General features: G+C 63.1%; 14 protein-coding genes. 7 read left to right on the top strand and 7 right to left on the bottom strand.

What is annotated here, in order from left to right; genetic code table 11:
- The first annotated feature begins 121 nt into the window (after positions 1-121).
- A complete protein-coding gene (locus tag ABMA32_RS03270; RefSeq protein ID WP_349012292.1) occupies positions 122-1,114 on the top strand; it encodes an adenosine kinase in 993 nt (330 codons plus the stop codon).
- On the opposite strand, the gene ABMA32_RS03265 is transcribed toward ABMA32_RS03270, so the two are convergent.
- The 4 genes from ABMA32_RS03265 to ABMA32_RS03250 form a co-directional block, all read right to left on the bottom strand.
- The gene (locus ABMA32_RS03265) at positions 1,111-3,162 is read right to left on the bottom strand and encodes a hydantoinase/oxoprolinase N-terminal domain-containing protein (RefSeq protein WP_349012291.1); all 2,052 of its coding nucleotides are present in this window, start codon (positions 3,160-3,162) and stop codon (positions 1,111-1,113) included. The two genes, ABMA32_RS03270 and ABMA32_RS03265, sit on opposite strands and share 4 nt — an antisense overlap.
- Positions 3,163-3,219: 57 nt before the next feature.
- Positions 3,220-3,933: a hypothetical protein gene (locus tag ABMA32_RS03260; protein ID WP_349012290.1), complete on the bottom strand. Its 714-nt coding sequence runs from the start codon at positions 3,931-3,933 to the stop codon at positions 3,220-3,222.
- Positions 3,934-4,087: 154 nt separating this feature from the next.
- Entirely contained in the window at positions 4,088-5,782 is a 1,695-nt protein-coding gene (locus tag ABMA32_RS03255) for a DUF262 domain-containing protein (RefSeq protein WP_349012289.1), read from the bottom strand.
- 103 nt (positions 5,783-5,885) lie between these two features.
- Positions 5,886-6,035, bottom strand: coding sequence for a hypothetical protein (locus ABMA32_RS03250; RefSeq protein WP_349012288.1), 150 nt, complete (start codon positions 6,033-6,035; stop codon positions 5,886-5,888).
- A 118-nt stretch (positions 6,036-6,153) separates the two neighbouring features.
- On the opposite strand from ABMA32_RS03250, the gene ABMA32_RS03245 reads away from it, so the two are divergent.
- Complete coding sequence (locus tag ABMA32_RS03245) at positions 6,154-6,510, top strand: endonuclease domain-containing protein (RefSeq protein ID WP_349012287.1); 357 nt, start codon at positions 6,154-6,156, stop codon at positions 6,508-6,510.
- Between the two features lie 202 nt (positions 6,511-6,712).
- On the opposite strand, the gene lepA is transcribed toward ABMA32_RS03245, so the two are convergent.
- Positions 6,713-8,527, bottom strand: coding sequence for a translation elongation factor 4 (lepA, locus tag ABMA32_RS03240; protein ID WP_349012286.1), 1,815 nt, complete (start codon positions 8,525-8,527; stop codon positions 6,713-6,715).
- Positions 8,528-8,625: 98 nt separating this feature from the next.
- On the opposite strand from lepA, the gene rpe reads away from it, so the two are divergent.
- From rpe to ABMA32_RS03225, 3 genes are all read left to right on the top strand, one after another.
- On the top strand, positions 8,626-9,300 hold the full coding sequence (gene rpe / locus ABMA32_RS03235; protein ID WP_349012285.1) for a ribulose-phosphate 3-epimerase: 675 nt from the start codon (positions 8,626-8,628) through the stop codon (positions 9,298-9,300).
- Positions 9,301-9,383: 83 nt separating this feature from the next.
- Positions 9,384-10,976 (top strand): peptide chain release factor 3, encoded by a 1,593-nt coding sequence (locus ABMA32_RS03230; protein ID WP_349012284.1) that lies wholly within the window; start codon positions 9,384-9,386, stop codon positions 10,974-10,976.
- Between the two features lie 60 nt (positions 10,977-11,036).
- On the top strand, positions 11,037-12,185 hold the full coding sequence (locus ABMA32_RS03225; protein WP_349012283.1) for an adenylate/guanylate cyclase domain-containing protein: 1,149 nt from the start codon (positions 11,037-11,039) through the stop codon (positions 12,183-12,185).
- Positions 12,186-12,240: 55 nt separating this feature from the next.
- Here the strand turns inward: ABMA32_RS03225 and ABMA32_RS03220 are convergent, their stop codons facing one another.
- Positions 12,241-12,996, bottom strand: coding sequence for a GGDEF domain-containing protein (locus ABMA32_RS03220; protein WP_349012282.1), 756 nt, complete (start codon positions 12,994-12,996; stop codon positions 12,241-12,243).
- 165 nt (positions 12,997-13,161) lie between these two features.
- On the opposite strand from ABMA32_RS03220, the gene ABMA32_RS03215 reads away from it, so the two are divergent.
- Entirely contained in the window at positions 13,162-13,866 is a 705-nt protein-coding gene (locus ABMA32_RS03215) for a pyrimidine 5'-nucleotidase (protein ID WP_349012281.1), read from the top strand.
- Complete coding sequence (locus ABMA32_RS03210; protein ID WP_349012280.1) at positions 13,863-14,732, top strand: DUF817 domain-containing protein; 870 nt, start codon at positions 13,863-13,865, stop codon at positions 14,730-14,732. Before ABMA32_RS03215 ends, ABMA32_RS03210 begins: the two co-directional genes overlap by 4 nt.
- A 2-nt stretch (positions 14,733-14,734) precedes the next feature.
- Here ABMA32_RS03210 and ABMA32_RS03205 read toward each other — a convergent pair whose 3' ends face one another.
- Positions 14,735-14,983 (bottom strand): hypothetical protein, encoded by a 249-nt coding sequence (locus ABMA32_RS03205; protein WP_349012279.1) that lies wholly within the window; start codon positions 14,981-14,983, stop codon positions 14,735-14,737.
- Positions 14,984-14,991 lie beyond the last annotated feature (8 nt).

Here is a 14,991-nt window from a genome sequence, read left to right as displayed (position 1 = left end):
GCGGCAAAGCCGCATGCGACAAGAACGACGCTGCCGCGGGTAGGCAAAAAGACCCGCAGCGGCTAGACCCTTTTCGGGCCGCCGTGCCACAACAGCGGTGGAATTCACTTCGGGGACCTTCATGAGCGACTACGACGTCCTGTGCATCGGCAACGCCATCGTCGATATCATCGCGCAGTGCGACGATGCGTTTCTCGCCGAGAACGGCATCATCAAGGGCGCCATGAACCTGATCGACATGGATCGCGCCGGGCTGCTCTACAGCCGCATGGGACCTGCGACCGAGGCCTCAGGCGGCAGCGCGGGAAACACGGCGGCCGGCGTCGCCAGTTTCGGCGGACGCGCAGCCTATTTCGGCAAGATCGCGAGCGACCAGCTCGGCCATATCTACACACACGACATCCGCGCGCAGGGCGTCGCTTTCGACACCAAGCCGCTGACCGGCGAGCCGCCGACGGCGCGCTCGATGATCTTCGTGACGCCGGACGGCGAGCGCTCGATGAACACCTATCTCGGTGCCTGCGTGGAACTGGGCCCGGAGGATGTCGAGGCTGACAAAGCTGCCGGGTCGAAGGTCACCTATTTCGAGGGATATCTCTGGGATCCGCCGCGCGCCAAGGAAGCGATCCGCCTGACGGCCGACTACGCCCACAAGGCCGGTCGCGAGGTTTCCATGACGCTGTCCGACAGCTTCTGCGTCGATCGCTACCGCGACGAGTTCCTCGACCTGATGCGGTCGGGCACCGTGGATATCGTCTTCGCCAACGACCATGAATTGAAGTCGCTCTACCAGACATCGTCCTTCGAAGCAGGGCTGGAGGCGATCCGCAAAGATTGCACGATAGCTGCTGTAACGCGCTCTGAGCAGGGTTCGGTGATTGTACGCGGCGACGAGACGGTGTGGATCGACGCGGTTCCGATCCGCGAACTGGTCGACACGACAGGCGCGGGCGATCTTTATGCCGCCGGCTTCCTCTACGGCTACACAGCCGGCCTCGACCTGAAGCACTGCGGCGACCTTGGTTCACTGGCTGCCGCGCTAGTGATACAGCAGATCGGTCCGCGCCCGCGCCAGAATCTCAGGCAGGAAGCGCAAGCCGCCGGCTTGCTTTAGTCCGCAATTCGTGGACGACCTGAGGCGGTGGCCACGAGCCGCGCCTCGATGAACATGCGCCGACCTTCCACGATCGTTGCCTGGATGTCGCGCTCGATGTCGACTTCGGCGGTGTCGGTGCCGGCTGCAAGCGCGCGTTCGGCGGCCATGACGCGGATGCGCGTCTCGGCCTCGGCCAGCGCCTCCTCCTCAAAGCCGAAATCGCGTGGCGCGTCGTCGCCGACCGTGAGGCGGAAGACGCCCTCCGACGGCTGGCTGACGGTAGCGTCCGCCGAGACGCGAACCTGACCGACGACCGCGCCGAGCGCATTCGCGACGTCTGCATCGGACGGAACCTCGCAGGCGTTGCCGACAAGCGGCGGAAGCCCGGCATAGTGCAGGCCGGCGGAAGCGCCGAGGCCGATCACCGGCCGGTCGAGCGCGACCGTCAGCCGCGCGATGCCATGCTGGCTATCGACCGCGCGCTGCACCAGCGCATGCGCGACGGTCGCCGCGCCGTCCAAGCCGTCCTCGGTGAAGGCGGTTTCGAGGATGACTTCCGCCGACTGTCGGGTCAGTGCCGCGAGCACGCGCTCCGAGAAGGCTTCCCCTGATTGCGCGACCGGCTGGCCGCGTCCGTCGCGGCGGCGCGCCATGAGCTCAGCGCCGAGTTCTGCGGCAGCGGCATCCCAGTTGGCTTGGCGACCGAGCACGTGAGCCGCGTCGGAGGGCGTGAAGCCGGCGACATGGACAAGGCCCCGCGCCACCAGACGGTTGAGCGTCGCAAGCTGCGCTGTGGTCGATAGCAGGCTGTCGAGAGCCAACGGAACCGCGCCGATCGCCTCGTAGAGCTTTGCCTCCGGCGCGGTGAGGCCGGCGGCAAGTCGTTCGGGCACGCCGGTGCGCACGGCAAAGCGGCCGTCGAGCCGTCCGGGGTTCGGGGAGCGGAGCTGGCGCTCCAGTTCGGTCGCAACGTCGTTGCCGTGCGTGAGCGCCAAAAGCGACAGCGGCAACAAGCGGCGGGGCCCGAGCAGGATTTTTGGATCGAGCGCGCCGGCTTCGAGCTGCACTTCGGAATCGCCGCCGAGGCCGAAGGTGCGCATGGCGACCGCCTCGACCATGGTGCGGAAACCGCCGACGGTCGCGCCTTCCGGGTCGAGACGCGGGCGGCCGCGATCGAGGACGGCGACGTCGGTGGTGGTGCCGCCGATGTCGGAGACGATGGCGTTGTCGAGGCCGGTCATGTGGCGGGCGCCGACGAGGCTGGCGGCGGGGCCGGAGAGGATGGTCTCGATGGGACGCTGGCGGGCGAAGGCAGCGGAGACCAGCGCGCCGTCGCCGCGCACGACCATCAGCGGGCAGGCGATGTTGCGCGCCGCGAGAAAGCCTTCGGTGGCGGCGACGAGGCGGTCGATCATGGAGATGAGGCGCGCGTTGAGCAGCGTCGTCAGCGCGCGGCGGGGGCCGCCGAGCTTTGACGAGAGCTCGTGGCTGGCGGTGACCGGCAGGCCGGTTGCGGCGCGGATCAGGTCGCGGGCGGCGATCTCGTGGGCGGGGTTGCGGGTCGCGAAATAGGCGCAGACGGCGAAGCCGGAGACGCCGCGGCCGAGTTCGGGCAGTGCTGCCTCCAGAGCCGACAGGTCGAGCTCGGCGGCGCGGCCGTGGACGTCATGGCCGCCGGGGCAGAAGATGACGGGGTCGGAGCCGAGGGCCGTGCGCAGGCCGTCGCGGTCGAGGTCGGATTCGGAAAAGCCGATCATGACCAGCGCCGCGCGGCCGCCCTGCCCTTCGACCAGCGCGTTGGTGGCGAGCGTTGTCGACATGGAGGCGAGTTTTATAGCGCCCGGGTCGATCGTGGCTTCCTCCAGCACACGGTCCACCGCGCCGGAAATGCCGACCGCCAAATCGTGGCGGGTGGTTAGCGACTTTGCCTTGGCGACGACACGGCCGGGATTGGAGCCTGACCCCTCGGCCCACAGCACCGCGTCGGTGTAGGTGCCGCCGGTGTCGATTCCGAGGAAGAGGGGCCCGAGGGAGCGGGTTTGGGATGCAGGTGAGGTCTGGTTCATGGCGTCCGGAAGAATTGTCCGGACGCCATAAAGGATTGCGCCGCGCGGGGGAAGGGCTCAGCCCTTGTCGGGTCTGTCGTCGGTATCGAGGCCGAGCGCGACGCCGCCGGCCATGCCACCACCGGCCATGCCGCCAGCCATTCCCCCGGCCATCCCTCCGCCCATGCCCGCTCCCCCGCGCCCGGCTCCCTGATCGCCGCCGCGCTCGCGACCGCCACCCGCGCCTGACGGGCGCGCCGGGCCCTGGTTGGGGATGACGATGCCGGCCGGGATGGGCTGGAGGTCGAGGACTTCGCGGATGTGGTTGCGGAGCGAGATGACGAGGTCGTGGACGAGCACCGGCTGCCCGGCGGCCATGTCGCGCATGGCGGCGGCGGCAAGCGCCACCTGCTCCTCGGTGCCGAACAGGACGATATCGGAGAGCGCGGCCTCCACCGCGTCGCGGATGCGCCGCGCCCGCTCGGAGGGGGTGGCGCCCGAACCGGAGGGCTCGCCGGTTGCGTCTTCCGCTCCCTCGGGCGGCGCGGCGCGCAGGTCGCGCATGTGGGCGGGATTGACCGACAGCGTGCCGGTGAAGGAGCCGCCCAGCGTCTTGTAGGCCGCGATCAGCACCTTCAGCCGTTCGTTGATCTGGCGGTTCTGGCGCTCGCGCCGCGCCTGGATCGTCATCATCATGAGGAGCCTGATCCCCATGCCGACCAGCGTGAACAGAAGCAGCCCGAGGACCGAGGTCAGGACCGCCTGCCATGAGGTGAAATCGAAATTGCGCAAGATCGGCCTCCGGTTGGGCGGAGGGTAGCATTGGGGGGCGGTGGATGGGAGGGGTGGTGGCCCTTCCCCCTTTGAGGGAGAAGGTGGATCGGCGCGACAGCGCCGAGACGGATGATGAATTACTGAATGCCCGAAACGGCTAGGCGTTGGCCTACTAGATGTTCCACACCGTTCGATAAGCAAGTTCCGCCATTTCCTGCGTTCGCAGCGCAACTATCTCTGGCGTCCAGACAGCCTGCTCGCGTACGAAAAGCGGAACGGTTTGGTCCCATTGTTTATAGTATTCAACCTTACGATCAAATGCTGTGGCCTTGAGCTGCTCGTTCTGCGCCGAAGTTAGAAAGATAAGATTCCCCAATTGGCCGACAACCCTATCAGTCCAGATTTCCCCTATCTGCGATTGAGGAAAAATGTGCTCAATCGTGAGGTCAGCAAAATCATCTGAAAATGTGAGACCAGTGTGACGAGAAATCTTTTCCAAAATATAGCGCACAAGAGCCCCCTGTTTCGAGTTGGCCGTCGTGTAAGAAAGCTCTTTAAACGACGCGACAAACTCGCTTTCGGATGGCCTCTTTTCGCGTAGCCGATCTGTCAAATTTCGTATCTGGATACCGGCCTCATTGGAGTCTTCTGATTCAAACAACTTTCGTCCAAATGATGAATACATCGCTGAAATGCCTCCAGAGGAGCGAGACGATGTCACTGCGGTAAATACGAAGTGGAAATTTTCGATATTATGAACGCTATCACGAACTTTGGAGTTCTTTATAAGTTTTCTCTTGTATGCTCTTACCAAAGAAAGAACTGCCGGAGTTTGTTGTGTGACCTTGAACATCTGCAACGCTGAAAGAGATTTGGCGATACTTTTTTCACTTTTATCCCATAGATAACTAGGCTCAAATATCGCACGATAGTAGATACTATCCTCCACTAGGTCATCAAGATGAGCTTTTGCGTTCGTTTTATTGATTTCTGCCTTTATTTTCTTAAAAGCCTTTTGTTGCGTCGTAGCATCGAATCTTGATGCCCAAGAATGAGTGAAGAATACATCGGGGTCAATTTCGGCGGAGGAATTGTACAACTCGGACATCAAGCGGGTCCACAATTCTTTGACGACATCGACGTCGCCTTTTCCTTTTACCAGCTTAGTAAATAGGTTCTTAAGTAAATCAGAAAGAGAAAGGTCCTTTCCACGTGTATTTAAAGTTTCAAATATAAGATATGCATCATCCTCGTTATCAAGTTCTACAAGTATTATTTTCAGAAAGAGAACAGAGTCCCTAAGATTTCTGAGTCTTTTTAACTTATTATCGATTTTGTCTTTTGATGCAATTTGAGGATCCCCGTCTATTGATCCCATTATTTCGAGTATCCGGCCGTTGAACAGATCATATGCGGCCTTAATCCTTATCTCCTCCTGCTGTGGTTCGTGGGTAAGTTCTGGGTTGTTAAAGTTTTGAATCTCGTCCTGAAAGTATGGATACGACGTTTCGGTGCGGAGAACGAAAGTACGACGATTGTCTCTGTCGGTTCGCTCGATAAGCTGATGTAGGCCTCTCGCGAGGTCATCGCTACCTAGCGTCAGGAAGAAATCCCGAATCACACAAAGAAGGATGGTTATGGTTGTTAGCCGTTGCTGGCTATCGACAACGCCAAATTGCTGACGTCCACTCTTATAAAGAACCATCGATCCGATGAAGTAGTCATCTTCATCGGATTGAGCGACGTCTTTCCAGAAGTCATCCAAATTCTCGTCGTCCCACGAGTACGGTCGTTGAAAGGTTGGGATGAAAAAGAAGTTGGAAGTCAGGAGGGATTCTATGTTTGAATCGTGCGATTCAATTTTCATTTCATTCAGCCCCGAGTTCACACTGAAGAAAGGATGTCCTTGGTCTTAGGCCGGGTCAAGTTGTTCGTTGGCAGCGATAGACCGTGACACGTCAAGCGCCCCCCTAATCTCCCATCTTCAGCGCCTGGATGAACGCTTCCTGCGGGATCGGCCCTTCGCCATGGCTCCGGGCGTTCGTCGCTTCAATCGACAAATCGTTGTCGATCGATCTGCCTTCGGCAGACCGCTCCTCACCCTTGCCGAACTGGCGCATGCGCTTCTTGTTCTCTTTCTGCTTGTCGAAGCTTGCGTGATCCTCCCCCGTTTACGGGGGAGGGGGACCATGCGAAGCATGGTGGAGGGGGCATGGTGGAGGGGGCGCCAGGCGGTCGATGAGGGCGGAACGACGGACATTCCAGCGCGCGAAACGGCTCCGCCGGGAATTGAGCCTGCCGGAGGTGATCCTATGGGACTGCCTTCGCGGCCGGCGTCTGAACGGGCTGCGCTTCCGACGGCAGCATCCGGTCGGCCCCTATGTTCTCGACTTCTTTCATGCGGAAGGAAGGCTGGCGGTGGAGGTTGACGGGGCGCATCACGACCTGCCCGAGCAGATGCTGCACGATTTGCGACGGGACCGGTGGCTGGCGGAGCGCGGCATTCGTGTGATGCGCATCGCGGCGACCGACATTCTGGATGAGCGGGCGCTGGAGGGAATGCTGGTCATGATTGCAGAGGCGGCGGGAGGTTGAGCTGTGCCCGCTCCTCCTTCGCATGCCTGCCCCCTCCACCGCCTTCGGCGGTCCCCCTCCCCCGCTTCGCAGGGGAGGATCAGATGCCCCCTCCACCATGCTGCGCATGGTCCCCCTCCCCCGTGAACGGGGGAGGATCAGATACCCCCTCCACCATGCTTCGCATGGCCCCCCTCCCCCGTGAACGGGGGAGGATCAGGGGTTAGTCGCCCATCTTCAGCGCCTGGATGAACGCCTCCTGCGGGATGTCGACCTTGCCGAACTGGCGCATGCGCTTCTTGCCCTCTTTCTGCTTATCGAGCAGCTTGCGCTTGCGGGAGACGTCGCCGCCGTAACATTTGGCGGTCACGTCCTTGCGGAGCGCCGAGATGGTCTCGCGGGCGATGACCTTGCCGCCGATGGCAGCCTGGATCGGGATCTTGAACAGATGGTGCGGGATCAGCTCCTTGAGCTTCTCGCACATGACGCGGCCGCGCTTTTCGGCGGCCGTGCGGTGGACCAGCATGGAGAGCGCGTCGACCGGCTCCTCGTTGACGAGGATCGACATCTTGACCAGGTCGCCCTCGCGGTAGTCGGTGAGGTGGTAGTCGAAGCTGGCATAACCCTTGGAGATCGACTTCAGCCGGTCGTAGAAGTCGAACACGACCTCGTTCAGCGGCAGGTCGTAGACCAGCATGGCGCGCTTGCCGACATAGGAGAGGTCGGCCTGGATGCCGCGCCTGTCTTGGCAGAGTTTCAGGATCGAGCCGAGATAGTCGTCAGGCGTGAGGATGGTGGCGCGGATCCACGGCTCCTCGATCGACAGTATCTGCATCACGTCGGGCATGTCGGCCGGGTTGTGCAGCTCGCGCTGCGTGCCGTCGCGCAGGTTCAGCCGGTAGACGACCGAGGGCGCGGTGGCGATGAGGTCGAGGTCGAACTCGCGCTCCAGCCGCTCCTGGATGATCTCAAGATGCAGCAGGCCGAGGAAGCCGCAGCGGAAGCCGAAGCCCAGCGCGGCCGACGTCTCCATCTCGTAGGAGAAGCTGGCGTCGTTGAGGCGAAGCTTGCCCATCGCGGCGCGCAGGTCCTCGAAGTCGGCCGCATCGACCGGGAAGAGTCCGCAGAAGACGACCGGCTGCGCGGGCTTGAAGCCGGGCAGCGCGGAAGCCGTCGGGCGACGGTCCTCGGTGATGGTGTCGCCGACGCGGGTGTCGGCCACTTCCTTGATCGAGGCGGTGATGAAGCCGAACTCGCCGGGGCCGATCTCGTCGGCCTGGATCATCTTGGGCGTGAAGAAGCCGGTGCGCTCGACCGGGTATTTCGCGCCGGTGCCCATCATGCGCACCGTCTGGCCCTTTTTCAGCACGCCGTCGATGACGCGCACCAGCACGATGACGCCGAGATAGGCGTCGTACCAACTATCGACCAGCATGGCCTTGAGCGGCGCCTTCTCGCCGCCCTCGCTTTTCGGCGGCGGCAGCTGCTTGACGATCGCCTCGAGCACGTCGGGGACGCCGAGGCCGGTCTTGGCCGAGATCATGACGGCCTGCGACGCGTCGATGCCGATGACCTCCTCGACCTGCTCGCGGATGCGCTCGGGCTCGGCGGCGGGGAGGTCGACCTTGTTGAGGACGACGACGATCTCGTGGTTGTTGTCGATGGCCTGGTAGACGTTGGCGAGCGTCTGCGCCTCGACGCCCTGCGACGCGTCGACGACGAGCAGCGAGCCCTCGCAGGCGGCGAGGCTGCGCGACACCTCGTAGGCGAAGTCGACATGGCCGGGGGTGTCGATGAGATTGAGGATGTAGGTCTCGCCGTCATGGGCCTTGTAGGTCAGGCGCACGGTCTGCGCCTTGATGGTGATGCCGCGCTCCTTCTCGATCTCCATATTGTCGAGAACCTGCTCCTTGCCCGCCATCTCGCGCTCGTCCAGCCCGCCGGTGAGCTGGATGAGCCGGTCGGCCAGCGTGGACTTGCCGTGGTCGATATGGGCAACGATGGAGAAGTTGCGGATGTTCTTGATGGGCGTGGACATGGCCGGCGCTTTAGCAGGCGGGCTTTTGTTCCACAAGCGCGCGCTGGAAAGCCGGGCGCAGGCCTTGACGCGGCGGCAGGACGGCGACATGGGAAGGCATGAGCAAAACGATCATTGCGCCGTCGGTGCTTTCGGCGGATTTCTCGCGGCTGGGCGAGGAGGTCGAGGCGATCGACCGCGCCGGCGCCGACTGGATCCATCTCGACGTGATGGACGGCCATTTCGTGCCCAACATCACTTTCGGGCCGCCGATCATCAAGGCGATCCGGGGGCGGACGAAGAAGCTTTTCGACGCGCATCTGATGATCGCGCCGACGGACGCCTATCTCGCGGCCTTCGCCGACGCGGGTTGCGACAACATCACGGTGCATGCCGAGGCCGGGCCGCATCTCGACCGCTCGCTGCACGCCATCCGCGAACTCGGCAAGACGGCGGGCGTGGCGATCAACCCGGCGACGCCCGAAAGCGCGATCGAATATGTGCTCGACCGGCTGAGCCTGATCCTCGTGATGACGGTCAATCCGGGCTTTGGCGGGCAGAGTTTTATCAGCGCGGTGGTCGACAAGGTGCGGCGCGTCAAGGCGCTGATCGGCGACCGGCCGATCCGGATCGAGATCGACGGCGGCGTCGCGCCCGACACCGCGCCGCTGGTGGTGGCGGCCGGGGCCGACGTGCTGGTCGCCGGCAGCGCGATCTTCAAAGGCGGTACGGAAGCGAGCTACCGCGCCAATATCGAGGCGATACGGTCGGCGGCGGACAAGGCGCGGCGGTAGGGCCGCCTGGAAAGAGGCGCTGCCCTTTCTCGACAGGGCCGTCGCGCATGGCTATATAGCCGGCCATCCAATGGAATCCCGATATGGCCGAAGACCTCAGCCGGGCGGTTGCCCGCCGCCGCACCTTTGCGATCATCGCGCATCCTGACGCCGGCAAGACGACGCTGACCGAGAAGCTGCTGCTGTTCGGCGGCGCGATCCAGCTCGCCGGCGAGGTTAAGGCCAAGAAGGACCGCATGAACACGCGCTCCGACTGGATGAAGATCGAGCGGGAGCGCGGCATCTCGGTCGTCACCTCCGTGATGACCTTCGAATATGGCGATAACGTCTTCAACCTGCTCGACACGCCAGGCCACGAGGATTTTGCCGACGATACCTATCGCACGCTGTCGGCGGTGGACTCGGCAGTCATGGTCATCGACGCGGCCAAGGGCATCGAGCCGCGAACGCTGAAGCTGTTCGAGGTTTGCCGCCTGCGCGACATCCCGATCGTCACCTTCGTCAACAAGATGGACCGCGAGGCCCGCAACACGTTCGAGATCCTCGACGAGATCGAGCAGAAGCTGGCGCTCGATACCGCGCCGATCACCTGGCCAATCGGACAGGGCAAGACGTTTGCCGGCACCTACCACCTTGCGCAGAACGCTGTGCGGCGCGGCGATGCCGAGGCCGAGCGCACCAAGGTCAATGGCGCGGATTCCGAAAATGTCGCCGGCCTGCTGCCGGAAAACGAGCGGGCGACGCTGATCGAGGAACTCGAACTGGCGCGCGAGGCCTGCCGTCCCTTCGACATGAAAGCGTTTCGCGAGGGCCACCTGACGCCGGTCTATTTCGGCTCGGCGCTGCGCAATTTCGGCGTGCGCGATCTGATCGAAGGGCTGGGTGATTACGCCCCGCCGCCGCGCGACCAGGAAGCCGACACGCGCGTGGTGCATGCCACCGAACCGAAGATGACCAGCTTCGTGTTCAAGATCCAGGCCAACATGGACCCGAACCATCGCGACCGCATCGCCTTCGTGCGCGTGTGCTCGGGCACGCTGGAGCGCGGCATGAAAGCCAAGCTGGTGCGTACCGGCAAGCCGATGTCGCTGAGTGCGCCGCAGTTCTTCTTCGCGCGCAGCCGCATCACCGCCGACGAGGCCTATGCCGGCGACGTGGTCGGCATTCCGAACCACGGAACGCTGCGCATCGGCGATACCCTGACCGAAGGCGAAGACATATTGTTCCGGGGCGTGCCCAACTTCGCACCGGAAATCCTGCGGCGCGTGCGCCTCGGCGACGCCATGAAGGCCAAGAAGCTGAAGGAAGCGCTGCAGCAGATGGCCGAGGAAGGGGTTGTGCAGCTGTTCCAGCCGGAAGACGGCTCGCCGGCCATCGTCGGCGTCGTCGGCGCGCTGCAGCTCGACGTGCTGAAGGAGCGGCTGAACGTCGAATACGGCCTGCCGGTCGACTTCGAGGTGGCGCGCTTCTCGGTCTGCCGCTGGATTTCCGGCGACAACAAGCTCGACGTGGAGCGCTTCATCGAGAGCCATCGCGGCGACATCGCACGCGACCTCGACGGCGACCCGGTGTTCCTCGCCCCCCACGAGTTCGGCCTGAACTACGAGGCCGACCGCTGGAAGGATATCCGCTTCGCGGCGATCAAGGACTATCAGGTTCGAGATAAAGCTGCATAACGCTTCCGGAAACGCGACGGCATGCTAGGCTTCGGTCGACGGCGCAATTCGGGACGGCGGATGATCGACACGGTCGCGATCGAGGAACTGGTCGACTGGATGATCGACGGTGCGCGGCCGGGTGGCATGACCCGGACGCTGGACGTGATCGGCCGCCGCCTCGTGGGCGCGGGACTGCCGATCGGCCGCTTCGCGCTGTTTGTCGGAACCCTGCACCCCAATATCGCCGGGCGGCGCCTGCTGTGGACGCCGGAGGGCGGGGTCGCGATGTCAGAGGGAGGCATCGACCTCTATTCCCGCGACGAATACGTCAAGAATCCGCTGCCCGTGGTCACGTCGAAGCAGGTCACGATCCGCCGCCGGCTGACCAATCCCAACATGCTGTCGGATTACCTTATCCTCAGGGAGCTGGTGGCAGAAGGTTTCACCGACTATGTGGCGCAGCCGCTGATCTTCACGACCGGCGAGACGCATGCCGTAACCTGGTCGACCAAACATCCGGATGGCTGGAGCGACGATGCTATCGCCGTCTTCGAGCGCATCCGCAGGCCGTTCGCGCGGCTGGTGGAGGCCTATCTGCTCAGGCTGAACGCGGCCTCGATCATCTCGGCTTATGTCGGGCGCAACAGTGGAGAGCAGATCCTTCAGGGCCGCATCCACCGCGGCGACGGCGAGGAGATCGACGCAGCGATCCTGTTTACCGACCTGATCGGCTTCGCGGGGCTTTCCAGCACGCGTTCAGGCGCTGAACTGGTGACGCTGCTCAACGCCGCCTATGACGTTATGGTGCCGCCGGTGGAAGCGCATGGCGGCGAGATTCTGAAATTCCTTGGCGACGGCTTCTTTGCGATCTTTCCCTATGGCAAGGACATCTCGCTTGCCGGCGCGGTGAAGGCGGCCAGCGAGACGGTGATGGAAGGCGAGAAGGCGCTCGCCGAGGCCGAGGTCGGTAAGATGGTCGGTTTCCGCTCTGCCATACACGCTGGTCGTTTTCTGTACGGCAATATCGGTGGCGCCAACCGGCTGGATTTCACGGCGATCGGCCAGCCGGTCAACTACGCCGCGCGCCTTCTCGCGGCCGCGTCCGAACTCGACCAGCCGCGCGTTGCTTCGGCGGCCGCGCTCGAACATCTCTGCCTGCCGCCGAGATTGGTCGCGGAGGCCGCCTTTAAGGGTTTTGAGGGGCTGCAGCCGGTTTATGCGTACTGACGGTTTCTGCGCATGTCCTCATCCCAAACCGGTGACCACTTTCGGGAGACATGCGTCAGGCCGCAGCGTGAACATCGAAAATGGCGAGGTTGCGGCCGCGGTTCTTCGCCTCGTAGAGGTGCTTGTCGGCGGCGCGCATGAGTTCCGAGACATTCGCTTCGCTCCTGCAGATCGTTCCGCCGATCGACACGGTGAGTGGCACGACCCGTTCGTCCATCGGCTGAAACCGGATGAGCTCGACCTCGTGACGGACGCGCTCGGCGACGCGGATCGCCTCCTGATCGCTCGCCCCCATCAGGAAGGCGGCGAACTCCTCGCCACCGATGCGGCCAAGGATGTCGCCGGAGCGGACCGCGCGGCTGATCGCGGCGGCGATCTCCAGCAGCGCCTTGTCGCCGGTGAGATGGCCGAAACTGTCGTTGATCTTCTTGAAGTGGTCGGCATCTATGATGAGCAGCGCGCCGCGATCGCTCTTGCGACGCGAGCGATCGAGGGCAGCGAAAAAGGTTTCACGGTTGAGCATGCCCGTCATGGGATCGCGCCGCGACTTCTCCTCCAGCTTGGCATGAGCGTCGGCGAGTTCCGCGTGGGCGCGGGCGAGGTCGCCATGGGCGCGCTTCAACTTCTCACCCTGCCAGAAGGTGAAGGCGCTGGCAGGCCAGGCGATGGCGAGCGGGCATATGGTCAGCATCAGCCAGGCGTTGCCGTCGATTGAGCCGCCGATTGCCGGAACGATGATCAAGGCGAGAAGGACAGAGGCCGCCAGCGACGAGAAGGCAACGGCCATGGACTTCAGAAAAATTCGATTCATGCACTGCTCCCGCGTCCCAGGAGCGTCAATGACAGGCGGCCGTGAATGCGTGCTTTCCTGCTCTCTTAAAATTTTATGCGATGGACCCTTTCGCGACAGTTGGGCACATAAATCCGCCGTGATCGGCCTGTGGTTGCTCACACGGATTTGTGACATAGAACCCGCATGACACAGCTGCCCGACACCGCCCGCTTCTCTCATGTCACCGACTGGGTGTTCGACCTCGACAACACGCTCTATCCGCATCACTCGAACCTGTTCTCTCAGATCGATGCGCGGATGACGGCCTATGTGTCCGAGCTGCTGTCACTGCCCCGCGATGAGGCGCGCAAGCTTCAGAAGGAGCTGTATCGCGAATACGGCACGACGCTGGCCGGGCTTATCCAGCGGCACGGCATCGATTCGGACGACTTCCTGCAGAAAGTGCACGACATCGACTACACCTGGCTGGTGCCCGATCCGACGCTGGGAACTGCGATCCACCAGCTACCCGGCCGCAAGTTCATCTTCACCAACGGAAACCGCAGCCACGCCGAGCGCGCCGCGCGCCAACTCGGCATCCTCGACCATTTCGACGACATCTTCGACATCGTCGCAGCCGGGCTGACGCCGAAGCCGGCACGGCAGACCTATGAACGCTTCGCCGCGCTGCACGCAGTGACCGGACCCAAGGCGGTGATGTTCGAGGACCTGGCGCGCAACCTTTCGGTGCCGAAGTCGCTCGGTATGACGACCGTTCTGGTGGTGCCGCGCAATTTCGAGCCGACTTTCTCCGAAATCTGGGAAAAAGACGAGAACTACGAGGACGATGTGGATTTCGTTACCGACGACCTCGGCTCCTTCCTCGCCGCGATCGTCGAGAAAACTTGAAGCGCTTCACCTCCCTCGAAGCGCGCATCGACCATGCCGCGCGTCAGGTGCTGGACCGGCTGCCGGCGCATGGCATCTCAGGCGCGCTGGTCGAATTCCTCGTCTTCGGCCTGAAGCAGGCCTGGGCCTGCCTGTTCGGCGGCGCGATGCTGTTCCTCATCATCGCCACCAAGTATCTGTCGCCCGAGCCTCTTGGGCTGGCGCGCTACGACTTCCTGTTCCTGGCCGCGCTCGCCATCCAGCTTGCGATGCTGGCCTTCCGGCTGGAGACGCTTTCGGAAGCCAAGGTCATCCTGATCTTCCATGTCGTCGGCACGGTGATGGAAATCTTCAAGACCTCCGCCGGCTCGTGGATCTATCCGGAAGAAGCCTTCTTCCGGATCGGCGGCGTACCGCTCTTCTCGGGCTTCATGTATGCGGCCGTCGGTTCCTACATCGCGCGCATCACGCGCATCTTCGACATGCGCTACACGCGCTACCCACCGCTATGGGCGACCATTCTGCTGGCGGCGGCAATCTACATCAATTTCTTCGCCCATCATTTCGTGGTGGATGTCCGCTATGTGCTGTTCGCGGCGACGTTCGTGCTGTTCCTGCGCACGACCGTGCACTACCGCGTCTTCCGCTTCCGCCACCGCATGCCGCTTCTGGTCGGCTTCCTGCTGGTGGCGCTGTTCATCTGGTTTGCCGAGAACATAGGAACGTGGTCGCGCGCCTGGCTCTATCCCGGGCAGGGTGACGAATGGACGCCTGTGTCGATCCACAAGCTGGGCGCATGGTACCTGCTGATGATCATCTCTTTCGTGCTGGTGACGCTGGTGCACCGGCCGCAGCCGCTCGATGGAGCAGACAAGACCGCCGAATAGGCTCAGGCCTTGCGGCTGCCGCGCTTGACGTTGGAGCGCTGGACAGCCTTGCGCAAGGGATCGGCGGACTGGGTCTTGTCGATGCCGTGATCGAGTTCGGCCAGCCCGTCGTCGCCGAGGATGCTTTCATCCAGCCGCTCCTCGAGCCGCTCGATGCGCTCGCGCAGTTCCTGCGTCTCGCTCGGACTCGGTGACTTGCCTGCCGCTTTCTCGGTGTCGGGCTTGCTCGGCGTCTCGGGTTTGCGGGCCATCGTCGTTC

Source organism: Mesorhizobium quangtriensis (assembly GCF_040081925.1).
Classification (GTDB): Bacteria; Pseudomonadota; Alphaproteobacteria; order Rhizobiales; family Rhizobiaceae; genus Mesorhizobium_K; species Mesorhizobium_K quangtriensis.
Note: the sequence above shows the minus strand (reverse complement) of the source record. Positions and strands in the feature narration are given on the sequence as shown.

Excerpts from the sequence above, each read along its gene's own strand:
- ABMA32_RS03255 (WP_349012289.1), bottom strand. The coding sequence starts at position 5,782 with ATGAAAATTGAATCGCACGATTCAAACATAGAATCCCTCCTGACTTCC.
- ABMA32_RS03230 (WP_349012284.1), top strand. The coding sequence starts at position 9,384 with ATGGCCGAAGACCTCAGCCGGGCGGTTGCCCGCCGCCGCACCTTTGCG.
- ABMA32_RS03250 (WP_349012288.1), bottom strand. The coding sequence starts at position 6,035 with ATGCGCCAGTTCGGCAAGGGTGAGGAGCGGTCTGCCGAAGGCAGATCG.
- rpe (WP_349012285.1), top strand. The coding sequence starts at position 8,626 with ATGAGCAAAACGATCATTGCGCCGTCGGTGCTTTCGGCGGATTTCTCG.
- ABMA32_RS03265 (WP_349012291.1), bottom strand. The coding sequence starts at position 3,162 with ATGAACCAGACCTCACCTGCATCCCAAACCCGCTCCCTCGGGCCCCTC.
- ABMA32_RS03245 (WP_349012287.1), top strand. The coding sequence starts at position 6,154 with ATGAGGGCGGAACGACGGACATTCCAGCGCGCGAAACGGCTCCGCCGG.
- ABMA32_RS03205 (WP_349012279.1), bottom strand. The coding sequence starts at position 14,983 with ATGGCCCGCAAACCCGAGACGCCGAGCAAGCCCGACACCGAGAAAGCG.
- ABMA32_RS03225 (WP_349012283.1), top strand. The coding sequence starts at position 11,037 with ATGATCGACACGGTCGCGATCGAGGAACTGGTCGACTGGATGATCGAC.
- lepA (WP_349012286.1), bottom strand. The coding sequence starts at position 8,527 with ATGTCCACGCCCATCAAGAACATCCGCAACTTCTCCATCGTTGCCCAT.
- ABMA32_RS03215 (WP_349012281.1), top strand. The coding sequence starts at position 13,162 with ATGACACAGCTGCCCGACACCGCCCGCTTCTCTCATGTCACCGACTGG.
- ABMA32_RS03270 (WP_349012292.1), top strand. The coding sequence starts at position 122 with ATGAGCGACTACGACGTCCTGTGCATCGGCAACGCCATCGTCGATATC.
- ABMA32_RS03220 (WP_349012282.1), bottom strand. The coding sequence starts at position 12,996 with ATGAATCGAATTTTTCTGAAGTCCATGGCCGTTGCCTTCTCGTCGCTG.